The 21,997-nt window shown below is 69.4% G+C and carries 21 protein-coding genes; 12 read left to right on the top strand and 9 right to left on the bottom strand.

All coding sequences use genetic code 11. From position 1 onward, the window contains the following. Positions 1-48: 48 nt before the first annotated feature. The 3 genes from H483_RS22920 (at position 49) to H483_RS22910 (ending at position 1,946) form a co-directional block, all read left to right on the top strand. On the top strand, positions 49-408 hold the full coding sequence (locus tag H483_RS22920; RefSeq protein ID WP_238556209.1) for a hypothetical protein: 360 nt from the start codon (positions 49-51) through the stop codon (positions 406-408). Between the two features lie 68 nt (positions 409-476). Beyond that, positions 477-1,403 (top strand): endonuclease/exonuclease/phosphatase family protein, encoded by a 927-nt coding sequence (locus H483_RS22915; RefSeq protein WP_017835592.1) that lies wholly within the window; start codon positions 477-479, stop codon positions 1,401-1,403. Between the two features lie 15 nt (positions 1,404-1,418). After that, positions 1,419-1,946 carry a DUF732 domain-containing protein gene (locus H483_RS22910; protein ID WP_152427840.1) on the top strand — a complete coding sequence of 176 codons (528 nt, stop codon included), beginning with the start codon at positions 1,419-1,421 and terminating at the stop codon, positions 1,944-1,946. Positions 1,947-1,958: 12 nt separating this feature from the next. Here H483_RS22910 and H483_RS22905 read toward each other — a convergent pair whose 3' ends face one another. The 3 genes from H483_RS22905 to H483_RS22895 form a co-directional block, all read right to left on the bottom strand. Next, entirely contained in the window at positions 1,959-2,768 is an 810-nt protein-coding gene (locus tag H483_RS22905) for a DUF1206 domain-containing protein (RefSeq protein ID WP_017835590.1), read from the bottom strand. Positions 2,769-2,813: 45 nt separating this feature from the next. Further along, positions 2,814-3,224, bottom strand: coding sequence for a hypothetical protein (locus H483_RS22900; RefSeq protein WP_017835589.1), 411 nt, complete (start codon positions 3,222-3,224; stop codon positions 2,814-2,816). Positions 3,225-3,403: 179 nt separating this feature from the next. Continuing rightward, a complete protein-coding gene (locus tag H483_RS22895) occupies positions 3,404-4,267 on the bottom strand; it encodes a hypothetical protein (RefSeq protein WP_017835588.1) in 864 nt (287 codons plus the stop codon). Between the two features lie 175 nt (positions 4,268-4,442). On the opposite strand from H483_RS22895, the gene H483_RS22890 reads away from it, so the two are divergent. The 4 genes from H483_RS22890 (at position 4,443) to H483_RS0118995 (ending at position 8,781) form a co-directional block, all read left to right on the top strand. Further along, complete coding sequence (locus tag H483_RS22890; RefSeq protein WP_017835587.1) at positions 4,443-5,507, top strand: branched-chain amino acid aminotransferase; 1,065 nt, start codon at positions 4,443-4,445, stop codon at positions 5,505-5,507. An 86-nt stretch (positions 5,508-5,593) separates the two neighbouring features. Continuing rightward, positions 5,594-6,766: a CoA transferase gene (locus tag H483_RS22885; protein WP_193746837.1), complete on the top strand. Its 1,173-nt coding sequence runs from the start codon at positions 5,594-5,596 to the stop codon at positions 6,764-6,766. A 202-nt stretch (positions 6,767-6,968) separates the two neighbouring features. Then, positions 6,969-8,393: a PLP-dependent aminotransferase family protein gene (locus H483_RS22880; protein ID WP_017835586.1), complete on the top strand. Its 1,425-nt coding sequence runs from the start codon at positions 6,969-6,971 to the stop codon at positions 8,391-8,393. A 154-nt stretch (positions 8,394-8,547) separates the two neighbouring features. Further along, a complete protein-coding gene (locus H483_RS0118995) occupies positions 8,548-8,781 on the top strand; it encodes a hotdog domain-containing protein (protein ID WP_081615075.1) in 234 nt (77 codons plus the stop codon). Positions 8,782-8,959: 178 nt separating this feature from the next. On the opposite strand, the gene glnA is transcribed toward H483_RS0118995, so the two are convergent. Beyond that, a complete protein-coding gene (gene glnA / locus H483_RS22875; RefSeq protein ID WP_017835584.1) occupies positions 8,960-10,393 on the bottom strand; it encodes a type I glutamate--ammonia ligase in 1,434 nt (477 codons plus the stop codon). Between the two features lie 219 nt (positions 10,394-10,612). Between glnA and H483_RS22870 the strand changes: the two genes are divergently transcribed. Beyond that, entirely contained in the window at positions 10,613-11,101 is a 489-nt protein-coding gene (locus H483_RS22870) for an RDD family protein (RefSeq protein WP_017835583.1), read from the top strand. Between the two features lie 33 nt (positions 11,102-11,134). Here H483_RS22870 and H483_RS22865 read toward each other — a convergent pair whose 3' ends face one another. The 4 genes from H483_RS22865 to sucB form a co-directional block, all read right to left on the bottom strand. Continuing rightward, positions 11,135-11,890: a DUF4191 domain-containing protein gene (locus H483_RS22865; protein WP_017835582.1), complete on the bottom strand. Its 756-nt coding sequence runs from the start codon at positions 11,888-11,890 to the stop codon at positions 11,135-11,137. 60 nt (positions 11,891-11,950) lie between these two features. Then, positions 11,951-12,961, bottom strand: a complete 1,011-nt coding sequence (gene lipA, locus H483_RS22860) for a lipoyl synthase (RefSeq protein ID WP_031264487.1) — start codon at positions 12,959-12,961, stop codon at positions 11,951-11,953. 21 nt (positions 12,962-12,982) lie between these two features. Continuing rightward, the gene (gene lipB, locus H483_RS22855) at positions 12,983-13,660 is read right to left on the bottom strand and encodes a lipoyl(octanoyl) transferase LipB (protein WP_017835580.1); all 678 of its coding nucleotides are present in this window, start codon (positions 13,658-13,660) and stop codon (positions 12,983-12,985) included. An 83-nt stretch (positions 13,661-13,743) separates the two neighbouring features. Next, a complete protein-coding gene (sucB, locus tag H483_RS22850; RefSeq protein ID WP_017835579.1) occupies positions 13,744-15,753 on the bottom strand; it encodes a 2-oxoglutarate dehydrogenase, E2 component, dihydrolipoamide succinyltransferase in 2,010 nt (669 codons plus the stop codon). A 310-nt stretch (positions 15,754-16,063) separates the two neighbouring features. On the opposite strand from sucB, the gene H483_RS22845 reads away from it, so the two are divergent. Next, positions 16,064-16,429 carry a hypothetical protein gene (locus H483_RS22845; protein ID WP_017835578.1) on the top strand — a complete coding sequence of 122 codons (366 nt, stop codon included), beginning with the start codon at positions 16,064-16,066 and terminating at the stop codon, positions 16,427-16,429. Between the two features lie 258 nt (positions 16,430-16,687). Then, the gene (locus tag H483_RS22840; protein WP_193746836.1) at positions 16,688-17,989 is read left to right on the top strand and encodes an asparaginase; all 1,302 of its coding nucleotides are present in this window, start codon (positions 16,688-16,690) and stop codon (positions 17,987-17,989) included. Positions 17,990-18,057: 68 nt separating this feature from the next. Here H483_RS22840 and H483_RS22835 read toward each other — a convergent pair whose 3' ends face one another. Continuing rightward, on the bottom strand, positions 18,058-19,584 hold the full coding sequence (locus H483_RS22835) for a leucyl aminopeptidase (RefSeq protein WP_017835576.1): 1,527 nt from the start codon (positions 19,582-19,584) through the stop codon (positions 18,058-18,060). A gap of 142 nt (positions 19,585-19,726) precedes the next feature. On the opposite strand from H483_RS22835, the gene gcvT reads away from it, so the two are divergent. Both gcvT and H483_RS22825 read left to right on the top strand, forming a co-directional pair. Continuing rightward, positions 19,727-20,839, top strand: a complete 1,113-nt coding sequence (gene gcvT, locus H483_RS22830) for a glycine cleavage system aminomethyltransferase GcvT (RefSeq protein ID WP_017835575.1) — start codon at positions 19,727-19,729, stop codon at positions 20,837-20,839. Between the two features lie 29 nt (positions 20,840-20,868). Further along, positions 20,869-21,960 carry a branched-chain amino acid aminotransferase gene (locus H483_RS22825; protein WP_017835574.1) on the top strand — a complete coding sequence of 364 codons (1,092 nt, stop codon included), beginning with the start codon at positions 20,869-20,871 and terminating at the stop codon, positions 21,958-21,960. The last annotated feature ends 37 nt before the right edge of the window (positions 21,961-21,997 follow it).

The following is a 21,997-nucleotide window of genomic DNA, read 5'->3' as shown; positions in this document are numbered from 1 at the left end:
GGGTTGTCACCGATGCGCCGGCGGGTGACGCGCCGATATCCTGGGGACATGGCTGTGAAGATGAACCTCACCCTCACCCTCGACGGGGTCACCTACGGCGAGCTGTACGAGTTCGTCGACGCGGTCCGGGCGGCCGGGGTCCCCGCCGACGAACGCGTGCGCTGTCTGGGATCCGACGACATGGGCGACCGCTTCGAGGTGGAGCTCGGCCCGGACCTGCGTCGGTCGGGAGCGGCCCGCGCGGCCTCGGGCGCCCTGGTCGGCGGGCCTGTTCCGCCCGACCCTGCGCCGTCGTCCTCGCCGTCGATCGCGTCGGTGGCGGAGACGGTCCGATCGATGGTCCGCAACGGTGACGACCTCGACCGGGTGATCGCGGCACTGGGGGACCTGCGCAAGTTCCTGCGGTGAGGCGGCCCCGCCCTGCCGCACGCCCAGTTGCACGCCCTGCCGCACGCCCTGTCGCCCGTGCGACGGCAGTGTTGGCCGGGCTCGTGGCCGCGGCGGGGATCGCTCTGCATCACTCGACCTCCGGGATCCCCGCGGTCCTGGTTCTCGCGACGTTCGCCCTGTGGGCGTGGGCGTTCTCCCTCGTCGCTGTTCTGGCCGCCCTCCGTGCCCGTTCGGTGGTGCTGACGGTCATAGCCGTGACGCTGGTCGGCGCGGGGGTGGTCCAGTACGGCCCGCTGGTGTCACCCGCTCGCGGGCACGACGACGACGGGATCGACCTCAGGGTGCTGATGCAGAACCTCCAGTTCGGAAGTGCGGATCCCGACGACGTGGTCCGCGCCGTCCGCGAGGGCAGCGTCGATCTGCTGCTGGCGGTGGAGGTCACCCCGGAGGCGCTCGAGGGATTGCGTGCGGCGGGGCTCGGGGAGATGCTCGCGTACGAGGCCTCCGATGCCGCGCCTCGGGCAGCCGGCGTGGCGGCCTGGTCCCGGTATCCGCTCTCGTCACCCGAGCGGGTACCCGGGTTCAGTCTGGGGGTCCTTCGCACCGGCATGGCCGGGCCCGGGGGGCCTGTGACGGTGGTGGCCGCCCACCCCGTCGCGCCGATGGTCGACGGCCCGGCCGCGGTCGAGGAGGCGGATCGGCTGCGCTGGTTCCTTGGCGCGGTGCCCGGGCCGGCCCCGGTGGTGGTGGGCGGCGACTTCAACGCCACCTGGGACCACGCCCGGTTCCGCGGACTACGCGGGCTCGGGTACACCGACTCGGTCTCCGGCGGCGGCGACGGCTGGGTGCCCACCTGGCCCGCTGACAGGCGTGTCCCACCCCTCATCGGCATCGACCACGTACTCGCGCGGGGAGCGCAGGCGGTGGGGGAGACCGACACCGTCCGGGTGCGGGCGACCGATCATCTGGGCGTGCTGGCGACGGTGCGGCTTCCCGCGGAAAGGGTTGGTTGACCTACCATGCGCACCATGAGTTCACGCATCCTGACAGCAGCGTCCGGTCTCGGTGCCGTCGTGCTCGCCGTGTCACTGGCGGGGTGTGGCGGGGCGACGGTGGACGGGGAGGCTCCAGAGGTGGCCACGGAGACCACCACGACGCCCGCCACGAGCACCCCGTTCGCCGAGGAGCGACCGGAGAAGCCCACCGGGCCGGTGACACCTCCACCTCCGCCCGAGCCGCGGCCGGAACCGTTGCCGGGCGAACCCGAACCGGAGCCCCGGCCGGACGAACCCCCGGAGGCTCAGCCCGCGCCCGTCGCCCCCGGTGGCGGCGACTTCGCCGCGTTGCTGCAGAGGCAGGACGTGGTGCTGCCCGAGGGCCTCGATCCGGTGGCCACCGCGACGGAGGCATGCGGGCGCTTCGACGGGGGCCAGCAGATGGACGAGGTGTCGGGTTGGCTGGGTGAGTACGGGCGACTCGGGCCGGAGCAACAGGGCTTCTTCCTTGGCGCCGCGGTGGGGACCTACTGCCCCCAGAATTTCCCCAAGCTCGGCTGACGACCCGGCGTCTCACATCCGGGAGTACCTGGCCCGCGCGATCGAGTAGACACCGTAGAGAGCGATCCCCACTCCGGTCGTGATGAGCAGGATCTGCCCGAACGGCTGCGCGCCGACCGTCCTCAACGCGGCATCCAGGCCACCCGCCTTCTCGGGGTCCGCTGTCGCGACCGCCGCGATGACCAGGCCACCGAGGATGACCAGGGCGGCCCCCTTGGCGATGTACCCGAGTTGTCCGGAGACGACGATGGCCCGCCCCACGGTGCCGCCGCCGGTGCGTTCGAGTTCCTCGACGAACTTCTTGGTGACGCCCGTGTACACGTGATGCGCGCCGACTCCGATGATCACGAGGCCCGCCACGACGAGCGCGACCTTACCCGCCCCGGAGCCCAGCAGTCCGGCGGTGGTTCCGGACGCGGTCTCGGAGTCCGAATCGGATCCTCCCGAGGCGAACCGGGCCGTCGTGACCCCGAGGGCCAGGTAGACCGCGGCCTTGGCCCCCGCTTTGGCCCTGTCCGAGGCCTCCTCGGACCCCAGTATCATCTCGACGACCTGCCACAGGCCCAGGGCGAGGAAGCCGACCGCGCCGGCCCAGAGCAACGCCTGGCCACCCGGGGCAGACGCGATCTCGGCGAGGGCACCGGAGTGGGACGCCTCCTCGCCGCCCGACCCCGTCGCGATCCGGATCGCGATCCACCCGACGAGCAGGTGGAGGATCCCGTTCATGACGAAACCGGCACGGGCCAGCCACTCGAGTGCGGGATGGTCGACGGCCGAGCGGGCGGCGCCACGCACGGAGCGGGGTGGGCGAGGGGTCTTCATTCCAGCACTCTCCCACGAGAGCGGGCTCACCACGACCTCAGCGGTTCACCACTCGATCTCGCCGAGGACGTCGTTGCGACGCCGGAGCTCGGCCACCCGCTGTTCGGCGGCGCGGTGCTCCTCCGAGCGTCGCCGGGCCTGTTCGGCGAGAGCGTCCGCCTCGACCTCGGCGAGGAGGAGTTGGAGCCGGTCCTTCTGCTCCCGCAGCGTCTCCACCGAGGTGTCCATCGCGATGAGCTTGCGCGAACCTGCGCTCGCGTGGAGGAAGGGGTTGCGTTCGAGGAGCAGTCTCGCCTCCTCGGGGTCCAGCACGCGCGACAGTTTGAGCAGGACCGGGTAGCTCTCGCCATCCGGGTCGGCCCCCGGTTCGTGGTCCGGGTCCAGGGCGGCCGCGACCACCTTGAGTGGCCTGGCCCTCGGGGAGGCGCTCCGGAAGTCCACGTCGTCTGCGTCCACGAGCTCCCGACCCCTTCCGTTCCCTGCCTCCTGGCGATCTCCGGTTCTGGGTCAACCGTAAACGCCCCGGCCACAGGGGCCGGGGTGTTTCAACGATTACGGAGCGGCTGGACCCGACAGCAGAACAATGTGTGCATCGCAAGCGCTGAACTGCGAAGAGTCTGCGGTGGCGTCGACCGTCACGGGCGGGGAACCCCGATGGGGTTGGAGACGGGGACCGCCCCGCGGTCGACCAGCACCCGCGCCAGAGAGGTCAGTACGTCCATGGTTACGCCGGGGGTGTCCGACAACAGCACCGGCGATGCGGCGAGCTGGTCTGTCAGGTCTTCGATCCGGTCGCGCAGCGCAGTGCCTCGAGGGGTGAGCGTCTGCTCGTCTGAGAGGATCCCGCGGTCGAGGAGCGCGCGACAGGCCGCCTGCCATTGCGCGTCGGTCCAGCCGCGGTTCTCCTGGATGATTCGTCGGCTCACCTGCCCTGTGGCGATGTGGGTCATGGCCGCCTCCAGGCCCGTGAAGCCGGTGGCGGTGGCGGCGATGACGTGGCCGTCACCGCGGTGTTCGCGCAGGACCGTGGTCGCCAACCAGAGGCGCTGAAGGACTGATTTGGGTCGCGGGACCGAGTTCCAGGCGCTCGCGAGGGCCCGCCCGTCGAATGAGAGGGAGTCGATGGCGCGTTCGAGGTCATCGGTGACGCGGCGCAACTCGTCGCGCGAACCGATGTCGGTGTGCTCGGCCAGGACTGTCTCTGCGGCATCGAGTCGCGCGTCGATGGCGGCTTCGGGAGTGATCCGGGTCCAGATCTTGGGAACGGCGCGGCCGACCATCGCGGGGGAGAAGCCGTAGAACAGGGAGGTCACGACCTGCGGTGGCGTCGGTCCCAGAGGGGCGGCGCGTCCCGCGAAGTAGCCGTTCCACCACCCTGTCAGCCCCGTCTCGCTCATGGTCGAGGCGAACCGCGGGTGAAAGTAGCAGATCGCGTGGACGGACTCGTAGGCACGCCACAGTCGTCGTTCGTCGCTGTGGGTTCTGTCGGTGGGGGACATGACGCCATGCTGTCCTGATCGCAGGGCATCTGGCCACTGCCACCTCGCACCGGGTGGACTCCCCGGGTGGTCATGCGGAGTGCGGACCAGTCCAGCTGTGCCGGATTGGATGGCGACGCCGTAAGGCGCACGGGGTTCACTCAAGAGCGTTGGGTCGTGAAGAAGGAGCTCGTTGATGACTACAGACGTCCCGCAACTCACACGCGCCCTGAACGATACGGAGTTCGGCCAGCACTTCACCGACCACATGGTCCTCATCGACTACTCCGAGACAGGCGGTTGGCGCGACGCGCGCGTGGTGCCGTTCGGTCCGCTGTCGCTGAATCCGGCATCGGCGATCCTCCACTATGGCCAAGGGGTCTTCGAAGGGCTCAAGGTGTATCGCCACGCCGACGGTCACCTGCGCGCGTTCCGAGCACATGCTCATCCGCGGAGATTCGCTTCGTCGGCAGCACGCCTCGCGATGCCGGAACTGCCGGAGCGCCTGTTCATCGAGTCGATTCGGCAACTGGCGCGAACCGACGCCGGATGGGTCCCGCGCCAGAGGGGCGCGAGCTTGTATGTGCGGCCGTTCCTCATCGCCACCGAAGCATTTCTCGGGGTGCGTCCGTCACGCGAGGCGACGTACGGAGTCATAGCCTCGCCGGCCGGCCCCTACTTCCCTGACGCGAATGAGGGCATCAGGTTGTGGTTGTCGCGGGACTACGCACGGTCTGGACCGGGCGGGACGGGAGAGGCCAAGTGCGGCGGCAACTACGCGGCATCACTGCCCGCGCAGCACCAGGCGCGGGCCAATGGATGCGCCCAGGTCCTCTTCACCGATGCGAGCACACGGACGTGGGTTGAAGAAGCCGGTAACATGAATATCTTCTTCGTCTTTGCTGATCGGACACTTGTGACGCCTCCTCTGACCGGAGCGATTCTGGCGGGTGTGACTCGCGACAGTGTCCTGTGCCTCGCGCGGGATATGGGATACCGCGCGATCGAGCGGCCGATCAGCGTAGACGAATGGCGCGCCGCCGCCGCCAGCGGTGAACTGAGGGAGGTCTTCGCCGCCGGGACCGCCGCGGTCATCACTCCCGTCGCCGCGCTGGTCGGCGAGGGTCTGCTGATCGAGACCCCTCCTCCTGGCTCCCGGTCCGTCGCTTCACTCCTGCGAGCTGAGCTGTCCTCGCTCCACCACGGGGATCGTCACGACCGCCACGAGTGGATGCTCGACCTGGGGCGGGCCGACTCATGACGGTGGGTCGTTTCGCGGAACGTGCGTTGAGCGATCTCGGTGCGTCCGCAGCGAACCCGGGGGACATCGGGGGCGTGGACCCACCGGTGAGGCTTGATTCCCGGCTCGATGTCGCCGAGCTGGTCACCGACAGCATCGGCCTGGCTTCTGCGGCGATCGAGCAGGTCGCTGCCGTGCGAGGTCGGCGAGAGCCACGTCCGCTGCGCCTTCGGGGCGATCTCATCACCACGTCGGTGACCAGCGAGCGGCACTTCCGACTCGACGACCAGCTCCCGCGGGCGTGGGCACCGCTGTCCGGGTTCTGGCCGGCCCGCGACGGCTGGGTCCGAACACATGCGACCTATCCACACCATGAACAGCGACTGCGCCTCATGCTCGGACTCGATGACGCAGCCGGCGTCGAGACGTTCGCGGCGGCCGTCGCCGAACGCAGCGCTGTCGAACTCGAGGACGAGGCGGCCGAGAAGGGCGCGATCGTGGTGGTGGTCCGCGACCATCAGAGATGGGCACGACATCCGCAGGCGGCCGCCGTGGCCGGTACGCCGCTGATCTCTCGTGAGACGGTGGGAGCGGCCCGGGCGCGGCACTGGCCCGGGGAGTGCGCGCTGCCCTTGTCGGGGTTGCGGGTTCTCGACATGACCCGGGTGATCGCCGGGCCCGTGGCCACCCGCGATCTCGCCTATGCGGGAGCCGACGTGCTTCGAGTCGACTCACCACGGCTTCCCGAGATCGCCTGGCAACACCTCGACACGGGCCAGGGCAAGCGTTCAACCACCCTCGACCTGGCGTCGCGGGTCGATCGGCGGGTGCTCACCGACCTGCTCGCGACCGCTGATGTGGTAGTCACCGGCTACCGTCCGGGCGCGTTGCACCGCTTTGGGCTTTCGCCCGATCAGCTGGCCGAGGACTACCCGGGCCTGGTGATCGGTTCGATCAGTGCGTGGGGACGCGAGGGCCCGTGGCGTTCCCGGCGCGGGTCCGACAGCATCGTCCAGGCCGCGACCGGCATCGCGATGGTCGAGAGCCCCGATGGGGTCCGCCCGGGAGCGTTGCCGGCGCAGGCACTCGACCACAGCGCGGGCACTTCCTCGCTGCCGCGATCGCCCGAAGTCTCGTTGAACAGGCTTCCGACGGCGCGACACTGCACGTCTCGGTGGCGCTGTGCCGGCTGGCGCACGAGCTGCTCGAGACCACCGCTCCCGGGCCACGTGAACCCGGCGCTGCGGGACCGCAGGCGTCGCCGACCACCCAGACCGTGACCTCCGACGCGGGGAGGGTGACCTTCGCTGCCCCCGCGGTCAGTGTCCCGGACGCCCCGGGGAGGTACTCCGCGGCCGCCAGCCGGTGGGGCGGCGACCCTGCGGCCTGGGCCGGCCGGACATCCCAGGAGGGTGCTCGGATGGATGACGGTCGAGCACGATGACGTCGACACCCCCTCGCCGGCGGGTGACGAGACGACCGATGGCCCGCTCCCGAATCGGCGCCAGACAACTCGCGGCGCTACTGGGCGAGTGGGAATCGGCCGAACCGGTCTATGCGGCCCTGGGCGCCCGAATCAGACTGCTCTTGGCCGATGGTCGACTCGCCACTCACACTCGGCTGCCCGCCGAGCGTGAACTGGCCGATGAGCTGGGCCGCAGTCGCACTACTATCGTCGCGGCCTACCGGGCACTGCGCGAGAGCGGACACCTGATCAGCATGAGGGGGTCGGGGAGTGTCCTGGTCCTTCCGCCGTGGCTCCCCGGCCGGACCGTGCTCGAGGTCGACTTCGCACGATCAGTCCCGGCCCCGGTGGCCGGCCTCGACGAGATCGTCCGCGCCGTGGCCGGCCGGGCGTCGACCGTGCTCGAACACTCCGGATTCGACCTCATCGGCCAGCAGCGCCTGCGTGAATCGATTGCCGCCCGCTACACCGAGCACGGCGCCCCGACCACACCCGATCAGATTTTGATCACCCTCGGTGCCCAGAACGCCATAGCCCTGACCGCGAGGACGGTGCTGCGGCACGGCGATCGAGTTCTGATCGAGTCCCCGACGTACCCGCACGCCTACGAGGCGCTCGGCAACGCCGGCGGGCGACTCGTCAGTACCCCGGTGACCACGACCGGGTGGGACATCGACCACCTGGTCAGCGCCATCGAGCGCGTGCGTCCCGAACTGGTCTACCTCATCCCCGACTTCCACAATCCCACCGGCTCCTCGATGCATGCCGAGCAACGCGAGCGGGTGATCGCAAGTGCCCGCCGCAACGGGGCCCTGGTGCTGATCGATGAGACAACGGCCGACCTCGACATCGACAGACCCGACAGCCCGCCGGCGTTCCCCTCGCTGACCACCACGCGAGACGCCGACACGCTGGTGTGCGTGGGATCGCTCAGCAAGACCATCTGGGGCGGCCTGCGAGTCGGCTGGATTCGCGCGGAGCCCGCCATGATCAGCCGACTGATCACCCGGAGGCCCGCGGACGACCTCGGCACACCCGTCATCGAACAGCTCATCGCCACCGAGGTCCTTGAACGCTACGACCTGCTGCTGACCCGCCGCGCTGATCAACTGAGAGCTGGCCGGGACCTCCTGGTCTCACTACTGCGAACCAGCCTCCCCGACTGGCGCATCCCCGAGGTTCATGGCGGACTGGCATTGTGGGTCGAACTCGGCGCACCTCTCAGCTCAGCGCTGGCATCTGCCTGCCAACCCCGAGGAGTCCGCATCACCGCCGGGCCTCGGTTCGGAATCGATGGCGCGCGCGAGCGATTCATCCGTGTGCCCTTCACCGCGGGGACCGACCAGCTCGAACGCGGAGTCAGCATTCTTCGCGAGGCGTGGCAATCCCTTGATCCTGTACCCATACCGGGGACGCAGACCCCGCGGCACCCGATGCTCTAGCGCGACCCCGGCGCACCAGACCGGCTGCGCGCCGGCGACGCGCGCGCCCGTGATTCTCTGATCGAAGGAAGACAATGGACACCTCCGAGAACATCACCGCTGAACTCGCCGACCACGTCGCGGACAGCTTCTCACCGCGGGCGGCTATGCGGGCCTGTCGACGTACACACGCGGAGACTCAATCCTGACGGTCGACTTCACCGTGAACCTGCTGGCGCCGGCCGTGGGCGAGTTCCTTGTCGCCGAAGCTGAGGTGATCAGAAGTGGCCGCACTCTCACGGTGTGCCGACTGGAGGCCTTCACCCTCGAGGCCGGCAGGCGTGTTCATGTCGCGACCGGCTGCCAGACCCTGATCCGTCTCGCTGACACCCCGGATCACCAGGCGTAGGGGAGGCCGAACACCGGCCCGGATGAGTCGCCTGCCCGACACGCTGACGCGCTTCGGCCTTCTTCGGGGACCTCGTGTGAAACGAAGAACGGCGGCTGACGCTGGAAGACGGTGGGAACCGTCTCCGCAGCACAGCCGCCGCTTCGATGATCAGAGATCGTGTGTGTACACCCTCGGATCAGCAGTCGTAGTAGAGCTCGAACTCGTGCGGGTGCGGACGGAGGTTGACCGGGGCGATCTCCTTCTCACGCTTGTACGTGATCCAGTTCTCGATGAGGTCCTCGGTGAACACGCCGCCCTCGGTGAGGTACTCGTGATCCTGCTCGAGACGGTCGATGACCGCTGGCAGCGAGGTCGGCGCCTGCGGGATGTCGGCGGCCTCCTCCGGCGGGAGCTCGTAGAGGTCCTTGTCCACCGGGGCCATCGGCTCGATCTTGTTCTTGACCCCGTCGATACCGGCCATCATCATCGCGGCGAACGCGAAGTACGGGTTGCCGGAGGAGTCGGGGCAGCGGAACTCGATGCGCTTGGCCTTGGGGTTGTTGCCCGTGATCGGGATGCGGACGCAAGCGGAACGGTTGCGCTGCGAGTACACGAGGTTGATCGGCGCCTCGTAACCCGGGACCAGGCGGTGATACGAGTTGATCGTGGGGTTGGTGAACGCCAGCAGTGACGGAGCATGGTGCAGGATGCCGCCGATGTAGTAGCGGGCGACGTCGGACAGTCCCGCGTACCCGGACTCGTCGTGGAACAGCGGCTTGCCGTCCTTCCACAGCGACTGGTGGGCGTGCATGCCCGAACCGTTGTCACCGAAGAGCGGCTTCGGCATGAAGGTCGCGGACTTGCCGTTCTTCCACGCGGTGTTCTTGACGATGTACTTGAAGAGCTGGACGTCGTCGGCGGCGCGGAGCAGGGTGTTGAACTTGTAGTTGATCTCCTGCTGCGCACCGGCCACCTCGTGGTGGAAGCGCTCGAGCTCGAACCCGGCGTTGGTGAGGTTGGTCGACATCTCGTCGCGCAGGTCGACGAAGTGGTCGTACGGGGCGACGGGGAAGTAACCGCCCTTCTCGCGGACCTTGTACCCGAGGTTGGGCGACCCGTCGGCCTCCTGGCCGGAGCCGGTGTTCCAGTTGCCGGCGCTGGAGTCGACCTCGTAGAAGCCGTGGTTGGTGCCCGAGCCGTACCGGACGGAGTCGAAGACGAAGAACTCGGCCTCGGCACCGAAGAAGCAGGTGTCGGCGATACCCGTGGAGACCAGGTACTCCTCGGCCTTGCGGGCGACGTTGCGGGGGTCGCGGCTGTAGGCCTCGCGGGTGAACGGGTCGTGGACGAAGCAGCTGATGTTGAGGGTCTTGGCCCTACGGAAGGGGTCGAGCCGCGCCGTGGCGACGTCCGGGAGGAGCATCATGTCGGACTCGTGGATCGACTGGAAGCCCCGGATCGAGGAGCCGTCGAACGCCAGGCCGTCCTCGAACAGATCCTCGTCGAACGCTGCAGCGGCGATCGTGAAGTGCTGCTCGTTGCCCGGCAAGTCGGTGAACCGGATGTCGACGTACTCGACGCCCTCGTCCTTGATGAACTTGATGACCTCGTCCGGAGTGGAGAATGCCACGATGTCGCTCCTCGTCTCTCTGTGCGACAGGCAACCGGTGCCGCCCGTCGTGCGGTGACCTCACGATATGGGCGGGGTGTTGCCCGGCCGTCAACCGAATGTTTCGGCGGTGTTACAGAGACCTGCCGGGTGCCGTCCCTCCCATGGGGGTCAGCCTAGTCATCCTTCGTGAGGGAATACCGATACGGGGATCATCCGGGCCCCGGTTACCCTGGGAGCATGCGAGAAATTGCAGGATCATGGCTGTCAGGCCCGACGTCGTCCGGCAACGAACCGGAGCAGGCGTACAAGGGTGAGCGTCTCGGGTTGCCCGAACACGGCGAGGGGTCCCTCGCGCCCCTGGGGGTACGACTGGGTGCGCTCCTGGTCGACTGGTTTCTCGCCTACGGGTTCGTCGGACTCGTGGTCTCACTCGGTGGGGCGGGGCTTCTCGGCGGTGAGACGTTCTCTGCTGTGGCCAGCTGGGCGACCCCGCTGCTCTGGGGAGTGTCCGGGGTGGTGTGCGTCTGGCTCTTCGCGCAGACCCCCGGGCAGGCACTCTTCGGAATCGGAACCGCCCGGATCGACGCCGAGGACCGGGTCGGGCTCATTCGCGCCATAGTCCGGGTGTTCTTCGTGTTCTTCCTGATCCCGCCCCTCGTTCAGGACGAGGACGGTCGCGGTCTGCATGACAGGGCCACGGGCACGGCCCTGATCCGGACGCGCTGAACAGAACGCATGATCCGGGCGCGGTTAACGGGATCAGCCCCGACGGCGGGCGCTGCGCTGCATGTTCCGGACCTTCGCGCCCTGGGGGAGCGGACCCTTGGGCATCTGGTTCTGGATGCCGGTCTTGGTCCCCAGCGCACGCAGCCTGGTGTCCAGGGCGTCGACCTTCGCGCGGTTGATGTTCATCGGGTACCGGGTCAGGCGGCGGTTGAGCTTGCGCAGCGGGACCTGCTCGGGGGTCGTCCCCTCCTCGTCACCCACGATCAACTCGTAGATCGGGGTGTCGCCGACGACGCGGGCGACCTTCTTCTTCTCCTGCAGCATGAGTGGCTTGAGCCGGTGGGGCTGCCCCTCGCCCACGAGGACGATCCCGCAGCGGCCGACCACGCGGTGGACCGCGTCGAAGCTGGTGGTCGCGGCGACCGCCTGGTTGACCCGCCACCCGGATCGGAGCTGGTCCAGTGCCCACGCCGCCGCACCGGGCTGGCCCTCGGCCTTGGCGAACACCGTGTTCTGGACGCGGCGGGAGAAGATAACCATCGCCAGCATCAGTCCGGTGAGCACACCCAGCGGGAGCATCCACCACTGGCCACCCCACAGCGAACCCAGGAGGAAGAACGCCACGGCGGACAGGATCAACGCGCAGATCATCAGAGGCCACAGCAGTTTGTCCTGCTTGGACTGGATCTTCAACGCCTGCCACATCTGGCCGCGCTGTGCCTTGCTCGCCTGCCGCCGTGCAGCCCGGGCCGCCTTCTTGTCCGCCTTGCTGACCTCGCTCTTCGCCATGCCGTTCAGGATACGTGGCGGGCACCTCCGCCCGGGAACCGCGGTCGCCCGCGTGGAGGCTCAGGCCAGGCTGCGTGCCAGGACGGAAGAGGCCTCCTGCGAGGCGGCGCCACCGGAGGTCAGATGCGTGAGGTGCTCCGGAACCGCCTGGCCGCGGTGCTCGAGCGCCTGGACGTAGAGGCGCCCGGCCCGGTACGAGGACCGGACCAGCGGCCCGGCCATCACCCCGGCGAAGCCGATCTCGCGCGCCTGCTCGGACAACTCCACGAATTCTTCGGGCTTCACCCAGCGGTCGATCGGGTGATGCAGCGGGCTCGGCCGGAGGTACTGCGTGATGGTGAGGATGTCGCATCCCGCGGAGTGCAGGTCGACCATCGCGTCGACGATCTCCTCGGTGGTCTCGCCCATCCCGAGGATGAGGTTGGACTTGGTGACCAACCCGAAGTCGCGGGCCGCGCGGATCACACCGAGCGACCGGTCGAACCGGAAGGCCGGCCGGATGCGCTTGAAGATCCGGGGGACCGTCTCCAGGTTGTGTGCGAGCACCTCGGGCCGCGACTCGAAGACCTCCGCGAGCTGGTCCGGGTCCCCGTTGAAGTCGGGGATCAGGTTCTCCACCCCGGTGTTCGGGTTGAACTCGTGGATCTTGCGGACCGTCTCCGCGTACAGCCAGGCTCCGCCGTCAGGCAGATCGTCGCGGGCGACCCCGGTGATGGTGGAGTAGCGCAGACCCATCTCGCGGACCGACTCAGCCACCCGTCGCGGCTCATCGCGATCCAGGGCGCTCGGCTTGCCCGTGTCGATCTGGCAGAAGTCGCACCGGCGCGTGCACTGCTCGCCGCCGATGAGGAACGTGGCCTCGCGGTCCTCCCAACATTCGTAGATGTTGGGACACCCGGCCTCCTCGCACACCGTGTGCAGACCACCGGTCTTGACGAGGCTCTTGAGTTCCTTGTACTCGGGCCCCATGGTCGCCCGGGTCCGGATCCACGACGGCTTCCGCTCGATCGGCGTCTCGGCGTTACGGGCCTCGATGCGGAGCAGTTTGCGGCCTTCAGGAGTCACAGTCACGGCCGCAAGCCTACTCTCGATTTACTGCACGGGCAGTCGGCCGTCGAGTGCCTCCACCACGTCGGAGGTGACCTGGTCCAGGACCTCTGACACCGGCACCACCCGGCCCAGTTCCGCCGAGAGGGAGGTGACCCCGGCGTCGACGATCCCGCAGGGGACGATCCGCGAGTAGGCGCCGAGATCACAGTCGCAGTTGAGGGCGAAACCGTGCATCGTCACACCGCGTTGCACGCGGATCCCGATGGCCGCGATCTTGCGCTCCGGCCGCCCGTCGCCGGCCGGGCACCACACGCCGGACCGGCCGTCCACGCGGTCGACCTCCACCCCCATCCGGGCGCAGGTGGTGATGAGGGCCTGCTCCACGCGGCGTACGTACTCGACCACGTCGATGGGATCCGACAACGCGATGATCGGGTACCCGACCAACTGCCCGGGCCCGTGCCAGGTGATCCGGCCACCCCGGTCCACGTCGACGACGGGGGTCCCGTCGACCGGGCGGTCCGCCGGCTCCGTGCGCTTGCCGGCGGTGTACGTTGCCGGGTGCTCCAGGAGCAGGATCGTGTCCCCCCGGATGCCCTCGGCCCTTTCTTCGGCCAGCGTCCGTTGCAGCTCCCAGGTGGGGGTGTACTCGACGGTCCCGAGTCGGCGGATCTCCGGCTGGACCGGATCGCGGCGCAGGGACTGACCGGTGTGCGACATGGCGACCACTCTAGGCGGGTTGCCCTGACGACGAGGACGGGCGCCCTCCCGGGGGAGGGCGCCCGTCGTTCGTTCGTCGGGACCTACAGCGCGAGGTCCCCCTCGAACTCGGCCCTCTGGAGACGGTCCTTGACCGTGGTGAGGAACCGGCCGGCGTCGGCACCGTCGATGAGGCGGTGATCGTAGGTCAGGGGGAGGTACCCCATGGACCTGATGGCGATCGACTCGCCGTCGTCGTCGACGTCCACCACGGGGCGCCGGACGATCGCACCGGTCCCCAGCATCGCGGCCTGCGGTGGCACGAGGATCGGGGTGTCGAACAGCGCACCCTCGCTTCCGATGTTGGTGATGGTGAACGTGCCGCCCTGGAGGTCGTCCGGGGTCAGCTTGGAGGCCCGCGCCCGCTCCGCCAGGTCGATGATCGCCTTGGCGAGACCGGGGATGTCCAGGTCCTGGGCGTCGCGGATGACCGGTGAGAGCAGCCCCGCCTCGGTGTCCACGGCGATACCGAGGTTCACGGACCCGTGGTACGTGATCTCGTTGCTGTCCTCGTCGTACGACGCGTTGACGTTCGGGTGCGAGACCAGCGCCTCGACCACCGCCTTGGCGTAGAACGGCAGGTAGGTGAGCTTGACGCCGTGGGTGTCCGCGAACTGGCTCTTCGTCCGTGCCCTCAGCTGCGCGACGCGACTCATGTCCACCTCGAAGACCTGGGTGAGCTGTGCGCTGGTCTGGAGCGACTCCCGGGTCTTCTTGGCGGTGATCTTGCGGATCCGGTTGGCCTTCTTGGTGGTCCCGCGCAGCTCCGCCAGTTCCGGCCGGACCCCGGCCGTGGACGGGCCGCCCGCCGGGGTCTTCTTCTCCGCGCCGGTGTCCGCGCCCCCCTCGGCCGCGGCGAGGACGTCCTGCTTGCGGATGCGCCCACCGATCCCGGTGCCCTTGACGGAATCGAGGTCCACGCCGTGCTCCTGCGCGAGCTTGCGCACGAGCGGTGTGACGTACGGGGACGACCCGGTCGACGAGTCAGGGGCGTCGGCCTTGTCGCTGCCCTTGTCGCCGCCCTTCTCTCCGGCCGCGGCGAGGACGTCCTGTTTGCGGATGCGCCCACTCGCCCCGGAACCCTCGACGGAGTCGAGGTTGACACCCTTCTCCTCTGCGAGCGTGCGTACCAACGGTGTGGGGGACGGCGAGGTGCCGGACTTGGCGGCCTGCGCCGGTTCGGCCCGCTCACGGTCTGCACCCGACGCCTTCTCGCTGTCATCGGCCCCCGTGGACTTCTCGGCCTTCGCGGCCGCCTTGTCCGCAGCCTTCTTCTCGGTCTCCGGGGTGTGGCCCGCCGCATCATCCTGCTCGGCGGCACCGGCCGCATCGGTGGCGTCACCCTCCGCCTGCGCGGGGGCGTCATCCGGCCGGGCGGACTCCGCGGCGTCGGATGTGCCCTCATCCTCGGGCTCGTCGTCCTGGTCGGAGGCGTCTGCGTCTCCGATGACGGCGAGGACCGCGCCGACCTCGACGGTCTCGTCCTCGTCGGCGACGATCTTCTGGATGGTGCCGGCGACGGGGGAGGGGATCTCGGTGTCGACCTTGTCGGTGGAGACCTCGAGCAGGGGCTCGTCGACCTCGACGGTGTCGCCGACGGCCTTGAGCCAGTTGGTGATGGTGCCCTCGGTGACGGATTCGCCGAGTTCGGGCATGGTGACCTCGGTGCCCTTGCCGCCGGAGCCCTTCTTGCCGGAGCCCTTGCTGCCGGAGGACGAGCTGGGCGCGGGCTCGTCGGCTGAGTCGTCCGCCTCGTCGTCGTCCTGATCGGCGTTGTCGGAGGCGTCGTCATCCGACTCGTCGTCGGCTCCACCGGAACCGTCGTCGATGATCGCGAGCTCTCCGCCGATCTCGATGGTCTCGTCCTCGTCGGCGACGATCTTGTCCAGGGTGCCCGCGGCGGGCGACGGGATCTCGGTGTCGACCTTGTCGGTGGAGACCTCGAGCAACGGCTCGTCGACCTCGACCGTGTCCCCCTCCTTCTTGAGCCAGCGGGTGACGGTGCCCTCGCTGACGGATTCACCGAGAGCCGGCATCTGTACGGAGAAGGCCATGGTGTCGTGACTCCTCAAGAGTTGTGGGCGCTGCCCGCCGGCGCGATCCGCGCCCGCGTGAGCGGCGGCGTGATGGTGAGCTGTCAGTTCTTCGACGACCCGGGAGAGAACCGCTGTGGCGGTCAATCCGGACGATCGCCAACCATTGTGCCCTGTGCCACCTGCCGGTGTCGTCGGACGCTCCGATCCCGGCGTCAGCGGACGCCTCGACCGGCCGGCGGCCACGCCATCACCGGTGCTGACGGTCGGTACGATCGGGTTTCAGAGACGGCCCCACCCCGGACGGGGGGCCGACGGGAGGAGTCCGACAGTGGCGATCCGCGATCTTTTCCGGCGGCGGCAGACGCGTATCCCGGCGGATCCGGCCGACCTCGCCCACTTCCGTTCGTGGTGCGAGACGCGAGTGGGGATCGAGGCCTACCTCGAACCCGAGACGCTCGTGTCGGTGCCCGGGCTCCTCCTGGTCGCCTTCGACGGCGAGTGGACGCGTCGCCCGGTGGGAGACGTGGCCACCGCGCGCAAGCTCGCCGACGAGCTGGGGATCCCCCTGTACGACGCGATGGAGACCGGCTACCCGGACCGGATGCGGCTGTTCGAGGAAGTCCGCATCTCGCGCGAACGCAAGGAGAGGGCCCGTCGGCTCCGCGAACAGATGCGCGGAGCCGACGGGAGCTGACACGGACTCGCGCTCGGACGCGTCGATGTCCCCCGGCGCTGCGGACCACAGGCCCGGAGCCAGTACGTAATCCACGCGTGACGGCGTCGACACATTGAGGGGGTCGCCGGAAATCTGCTCGAAACAGCAGGGCGAGAGGGTGTCTGGGGCCGCTCGGACGATCTGTTGATCGCAGGTCGAGCGGCCGGGTCTCCCTTCCCCTCAGAGAAATGAGCACACATGCTCTAGATGACACCCCGCCGCAGGGCACGAGCGTTCGTGGCTGCTCTGTCCTGCGCCGGGCTCCCGGCCACCGGGCTGCCCAGCACAGCGGCGGGATCTCCGCTTGACAGCCTCGCCGCCGGGAGTCTCGGGGCGAGCACGGGCAGTCCTTCCCCGGACGCACCCGGCACCCCCGCTCAGCCCGATCCGACCGAGCCCGCTCCGGATCCGACCGAGCCGATTGATGACGGCGATCCCACCCTGCCCACCGTGACGGTCGTGGCAACCGGCGGCACCCTCGCCGGCCGGGCGACCACGCAGGACTCGTACTCGAACTACCGCGCCGGAACGTATCCGATGGCCGAGCTCATCCCCGAGATCGCCCCGGCCATCGATCAGATGGCCAACGTGGACATCGTGCAGTTCGGTAACGCCGGCTCGGGCGGTTACACCATCGCGCAGTATCGCGAGCTGACCCTGGCGGTCGAACGAGCACTCGCGAACTCGGATGCCGTCGTGGTGACCACCGGAACCGACACCATGGAGGAGTTCGGGTACTGGCTCGATGTCACTGTCCAGAGCAAGAAGCCAGTATTCATCACAGGTGCGATGCGTCCGTGGGCTGCCGGCCCGACCCCGGATGTCGACCCGGTGTTCGGCAGTGACGGTCCCGCCAACCTGGTCCAGTCGATCCGGCTCGCAGCATCTCAGCAGACCTACTGCTTCGGCACCGTGCTGATGCTCAACGACGAGATCCACGCGGCACGCGACGTCACCAAGGGCAACACCATGCGGACCGACACGTTCGAATCCCGGAGAGTCGGCGTCCTCGGGTGGATCGACGGCGATCGGATCAGTCTCCCGCGCGGACCGTCACGAGTGCTCGACTGCCAGTCCGACCGCTGGCTCACGCCCTTCGACCTGTCGGAGATCTCAGCAGGTGATCTGCCCAAGGTGGAGATCTTCTACAACTACCAGGAGGCCTCCGGGGACGCGATCCGGGGAATGGTCACCGGCGGGGCAACCGGAATCGTCACCGCCGGGACCGGTGCGGGCGGCATCTCCTCGGCGGCGGGCCAGGCTCGTCGCGATGCCATCACCCAAGGGGTGTGGTTCGTCTCCACCAGCCGCACCGGCTCCGGGACGGTCGGCCCCACCAGAGCTGCGGGAATGATCTCCGGCAACGAGTTGCTGCCACAGAAGGCCCGGTTGCTGCTCATCCTGAGCCGCGCCTTCACCGACGACATCACCGTCGCCCGGGACTGGTTCGCCACGGCCGGCAATCCCGGGTTCGGCAACGCGTCAGCGTCCGTGGAGGTGCAGGCGGTCCCGGACGGGGTGCTCGAACCGGTGGTATGACCGCACCCCGTCCTGCATGAACCGTGCGGACGATGTTCGCGAACCGCGGTGGATTCGCCGAGCGCACGTCACGGTGCGGCGATGTCCTCCAGGACCGCGAGCATCGTCCGCACGGGCACCCCGGTCCCCCCCTTGGGCAGGTACCCCTCGGCGCCGCCGTCGTTATACGCCGGGCCGGCCACGTCGATGTGGACCCACTCGACGCCCTCGGCGACGAATTCCTTGAGGAACAGGCCCGCGGAGAGCATGCCACCCCAACGATGCGGGGTCACGTTGGTGAGGTCGGCGACCTCGGAGTCCAATCCGTCACGCAGCTCCTCGGGCAGGGGCATCGGCCACCCGCCCTCACCGACGCCCCGGCTGAGCTCGGCCACCCGGTCGCGGAAGTCCTCGGTGCCCATGACACCCGGGGTCTTCTTGCCCAACGCCACCATCTGCGCGCCGGTGAGCGTCGCGGTGTCGATGAGGTGGGACGGAGAGTCCTCGCACGCGCGAACGATGGCGTCGGCGAGGATCAGCCGACCCTCGGCGTCGGTGTTCTGTACCTCGACGGTGGTCCCGCCGTACATGGTCAGCACGTCACCGGGGCGGTACGCGGTCGAGGACGGCATGTTCTCGGCCATCGGCACGGTGGCCACCACGGTGAGGTCCAGCTCGAGCCGGGCGGCGAGGATGACGGTCGCGACGACGGCGGCCGCTCCGCCCATGTCCATGGTCATCTGCTCCATCCCCGCTGCCGGCTTGATGGAGATGCCGCCGGTGTCGAACGTGACGCCCTTTCCGACCAACGCGACCGTGGGTCGCCCCTCGGCCCCGCGGTGGGTGAGACGGACCAGTCGCGGCCCGCGGGACGACCCACCGCCCACCGCCAGGATGCCGCCGAAGCCGCCCTCCGCGAGAGCGGACTCGTCCAGGACCTCCACCTCGAGGCCCGCGTCGGCGGCGAGTTCGGCCGCGCGGTCCGCGAAGGAGCCGGGGAAGAGCAGGTTGGGCGGGGTGTTGACCAGGTCGCGAGCCAGGCCCACGCACTCCGCGATCGTCGCGGCGCGGGTCACCGCGTCCGCGCCGCCCTCCGCGACGAGCACCTTGACGGAGTCCGCCTTCTCGTCGTCGCCGTCATCCTTCGCGGTGACCTTGGCCGGACGGAACGATCCCAGCGCCGCCCCGAGCGCGACGGCCTCGGCGCGCTCGACGTCGAGCAGGACCAACGCGGCACCCAGGCCGCGGCACGCGCGCGCGGCGGCGCCGGCCGCCCGGCGCAGCGTCTCGTCGCCGACCTCGTCGTCGGAGGACCCGAGGCCGACGAGCACCACGGACCGACCCGGGACGCCCTCCGGTGCCGGGACGCGGGTGGTGGACCCGACCTTGGTGGAGGCGCCGACGGAGTGGGCCAGATCTGCGAGCGCCGCGGTCGAGTCGCCGTCGAGACCCGGGGCGACGACGACGGGGGCTGCTTTCGCCGCGCCGCCGCCGTTCCCGGACGCCGCGTCCGCGGCGATACCGACCACCACCACCTCGGACTCGACAGGCGTCGTGACGGCCTCGATCACGGCGAGGTCCGGGCTGTGGGTGAGGATCGACTGCGCGGTGGGCATGAAGCACTCCTGGCGTTCGGCGTGGACGTACGGGACGTGTCGGATGCCCTGATGACGTGGCGGGACCGCCACGGCCAGGGCACCATAGTCTATCGACTACCGTGGAGGCACAGCCGTACTGGAGAGCGCGAGGAGTGGCGACATGACAGACACCGGGGACCTCTACGAGGGGCCGCTGCACTCCCGCCACGTGGAGGCCGGTGCCACGTTCGCCCCCTTCGGTGGCTGGTCGATGCCCGTCCAGTACTCGGGCACTGTCGCCGAGCACACCGCCACCCGCACCACGGTCGGACTGTTCGACGTCAGCCACCTCGGCAAGGCGCTCGTGACCGGTCCCGGAGCCGCCGAGTTCGTCAACACCTGCCTCACCAATGACCTCGACCGCATCTCGGCGGGCAGCGCCCAGTACACCCTGTGCTGCGACGAGTCCGGGGGAGTCGTCGACGACCTCATCGCCTACCGCGTCTCCGACGAAGAGGTCTTTCTCATCCCCAACGCCGCCAACACCGCCGAGGTGGTGCGCCGGATGCAGGCAGCAGCGGCCGAGCGGGCGCCAGAGGTCGACGTCACCGACGAGCACCGCTCCCGCGCCGTGATCGCCGTGCAGGGCCCGCTCGCCGGTGAGGTCCTCACCGCGGTCGGCCTGCCCGTCGACCTGGACTACATGGCCTACGTCGACGCCGACTGGAACGGGCAGTCCGTCCGGGTCTGCCGCACCGGGTACACGGGCGAGTACGGCTTCGAGGTCCTGCCCGCCTGGGACCAGGCCGGTCCCGTCTGGGACGCGCTCGCCGAGCAGGCCCTCGCGCGCGAGGGTGCGCTGTGCGGTCTGGGTGCCCGCGACTCGCTGCGCACCGAGGCCGGTTACCCGCTGCACGGGCACGAGCTGTCCCTCGACCTCAGTCCGCTCGAAGCCCGCTGTGCGTGGGCCATCGGGTGGGACAAGCCGTCCTTCTGGGGGCGCGAGGAGCTGCTGCGTCAGAAGGAGGCCGGGCCCGCCCGGCGCATGTACGCGCTCGAGGTCACCGGCCGCGGCGTGCTACGCGCCGGCCAGACCGTGCGGGCCGGCGGACGCGACGTGGGCGTCACGAGCTCCGGCACGTTCTCGCCGACCCTGAAGACCGGGATCGGGCTGGCGTTCGTCGAGCTGGACGCCGGGGTGAAGAAGGGCGACGAGGTCGTCGTCGACGTACGGGGGCGAGAGGTACCGTGCCGCCTCGCGGTACCCCCGCTCGTCGAGATCCGCACCCGCTGACCCGCCCCTTCTCACTTAAGCGAGACACCATGTCCCAGTTCGACATCCGCCCCTCGGCCACTCCGAGGACGGCCGCCGAGCGCGAAGCCATCCTCGCGGCTCCCGGCTTCGGAAAGCACTTCACCGACCACATGGTCACCCTCCCGTACTCCGACGGGTCGTGGGGTACCCCGACGGTCGAGGCCTACGCCCCGCTGTCGATCGACCCCTCCGCGGTGGTGCTGCATTACGCCCAGACGATCTTCGAGGGGCTCAAGGCGTACCGGCAGGCCGATGACTCCATCGCCTCCTTCCGCCCGGAGCAGAACGCGGCGCGCTTCAACCGGTCCGCGCAGCGTCTGGCCATGCCGACGCTGCCCGAGGAGCTGTTCATGGAGTCCCTCCGGCAGCTCGTGGCGATCGACCGCGACTGGGTTCCCGCCGCCGGCGGGGAGGAGGCGCTCTACCTGCGCCCGTTCATGATCGCGACGGAGACCGGCCTCGGTGTGCGCCCGGCCGATGAGTACCTCTACTCGGTCATCGCCTCTCCCGCCGGCGCCTATTTCTCGCGCGGAGTGGCCCCGGTGAGCGTGTGGCTGAGCACCGAGTACGTGCGCGCCAGCCCGGGTGGAACCGGCGCGGCGAAGTTCGGGGGGAACTATGCGGCGTCGCTGCGCGCCCAGGAGCAGGCCGCCGCCGAGGGCTGCGACCAGGTGGTCTGGCTGGACGCCATCGAGCGGAGGTACGTCGAGGAGATGGGCGGGATGAACCTGTTCTTCATCCTCGGCACCGGCGACTCGGCGGAGATCGTCACCCCGGAGCTGTCCGGTTCTCTGCTGCCCGGTGTGACCCGCGACAGTCTCATCCGGCTGGCACGCCACCTCGGTTATCCCGTCGCCGAGCGGAAAGTCTCGGTGGACGAGTGGGAGGCCGGGGTGGCCTCCGGGGAGATCACCGAGGTGTTCGCCTGCGGCACCGCAGCCGTGATCACCCCGGTGGGCTCGGTCAAGCACGCCGAGGGCGGGTACACGGTCGGCGACGGCGGGCCCGGCGAGATCACCATGCGTCTGCGCGAGACCCTCACCGGGATCCAGCGCGGTTCCGTGGACGACACCTTCGGGTGGATGACCACTCTCGCCTGACCTCTCCGCCTGACCGCTCCGTAGTTCCATCGCGGAG

It is taken from the genome of Dietzia sp. UCD-THP (assembly GCF_000349585.1).
GTDB classification, from domain to species: Bacteria; Actinomycetota; Actinomycetes; order Mycobacteriales; family Mycobacteriaceae; genus Dietzia; species Dietzia natronolimnaea_A.
Note: the sequence above shows the minus strand (reverse complement) of the source record. Positions and strands in the feature narration are given on the sequence as shown.

Bases quoted from the DNA above. Each gene is read 5' to 3' on its own strand.
- H483_RS22920 (WP_238556209.1), top strand. From the start codon at position 49: ATGGCTGTGAAGATGAACCTCACCCTCACCCTCGACGGGGTCACCTAC.
- H483_RS22910 (WP_152427840.1), top strand. From the start codon at position 1,419: ATGAGTTCACGCATCCTGACAGCAGCGTCCGGTCTCGGTGCCGTCGTG.
- H483_RS22905 (WP_017835590.1), bottom strand. From the start codon at position 2,768: ATGAAGACCCCTCGCCCACCCCGCTCCGTGCGTGGCGCCGCCCGCTCG.
- H483_RS22895 (WP_017835588.1), bottom strand. From the start codon at position 4,267: ATGTCCCCCACCGACAGAACCCACAGCGACGAACGACGACTGTGGCGT.
- H483_RS22890 (WP_017835587.1), top strand. From the start codon at position 4,443: ATGACTACAGACGTCCCGCAACTCACACGCGCCCTGAACGATACGGAG.
- H483_RS22880 (WP_017835586.1), top strand. From the start codon at position 6,969: ATGGCCCGCTCCCGAATCGGCGCCAGACAACTCGCGGCGCTACTGGGC.
- H483_RS22870 (WP_017835583.1), top strand. From the start codon at position 10,613: ATGCGAGAAATTGCAGGATCATGGCTGTCAGGCCCGACGTCGTCCGGC.
- H483_RS22865 (WP_017835582.1), bottom strand. From the start codon at position 11,890: ATGGCGAAGAGCGAGGTCAGCAAGGCGGACAAGAAGGCGGCCCGGGCT.
- lipB (WP_017835580.1), bottom strand. From the start codon at position 13,660: ATGTCGCACACCGGTCAGTCCCTGCGCCGCGATCCGGTCCAGCCGGAG.
- sucB (WP_017835579.1), bottom strand. From the start codon at position 15,753: ATGGCCTTCTCCGTACAGATGCCGGCTCTCGGTGAATCCGTCAGCGAG.
- H483_RS22835 (WP_017835576.1), bottom strand. From the start codon at position 19,584: ATGCCCACCGCGCAGTCGATCCTCACCCACAGCCCGGACCTCGCCGTG.
- gcvT (WP_017835575.1), top strand. From the start codon at position 19,727: ATGACAGACACCGGGGACCTCTACGAGGGGCCGCTGCACTCCCGCCAC.
- H483_RS22825 (WP_017835574.1), top strand. From the start codon at position 20,869: ATGTCCCAGTTCGACATCCGCCCCTCGGCCACTCCGAGGACGGCCGCC.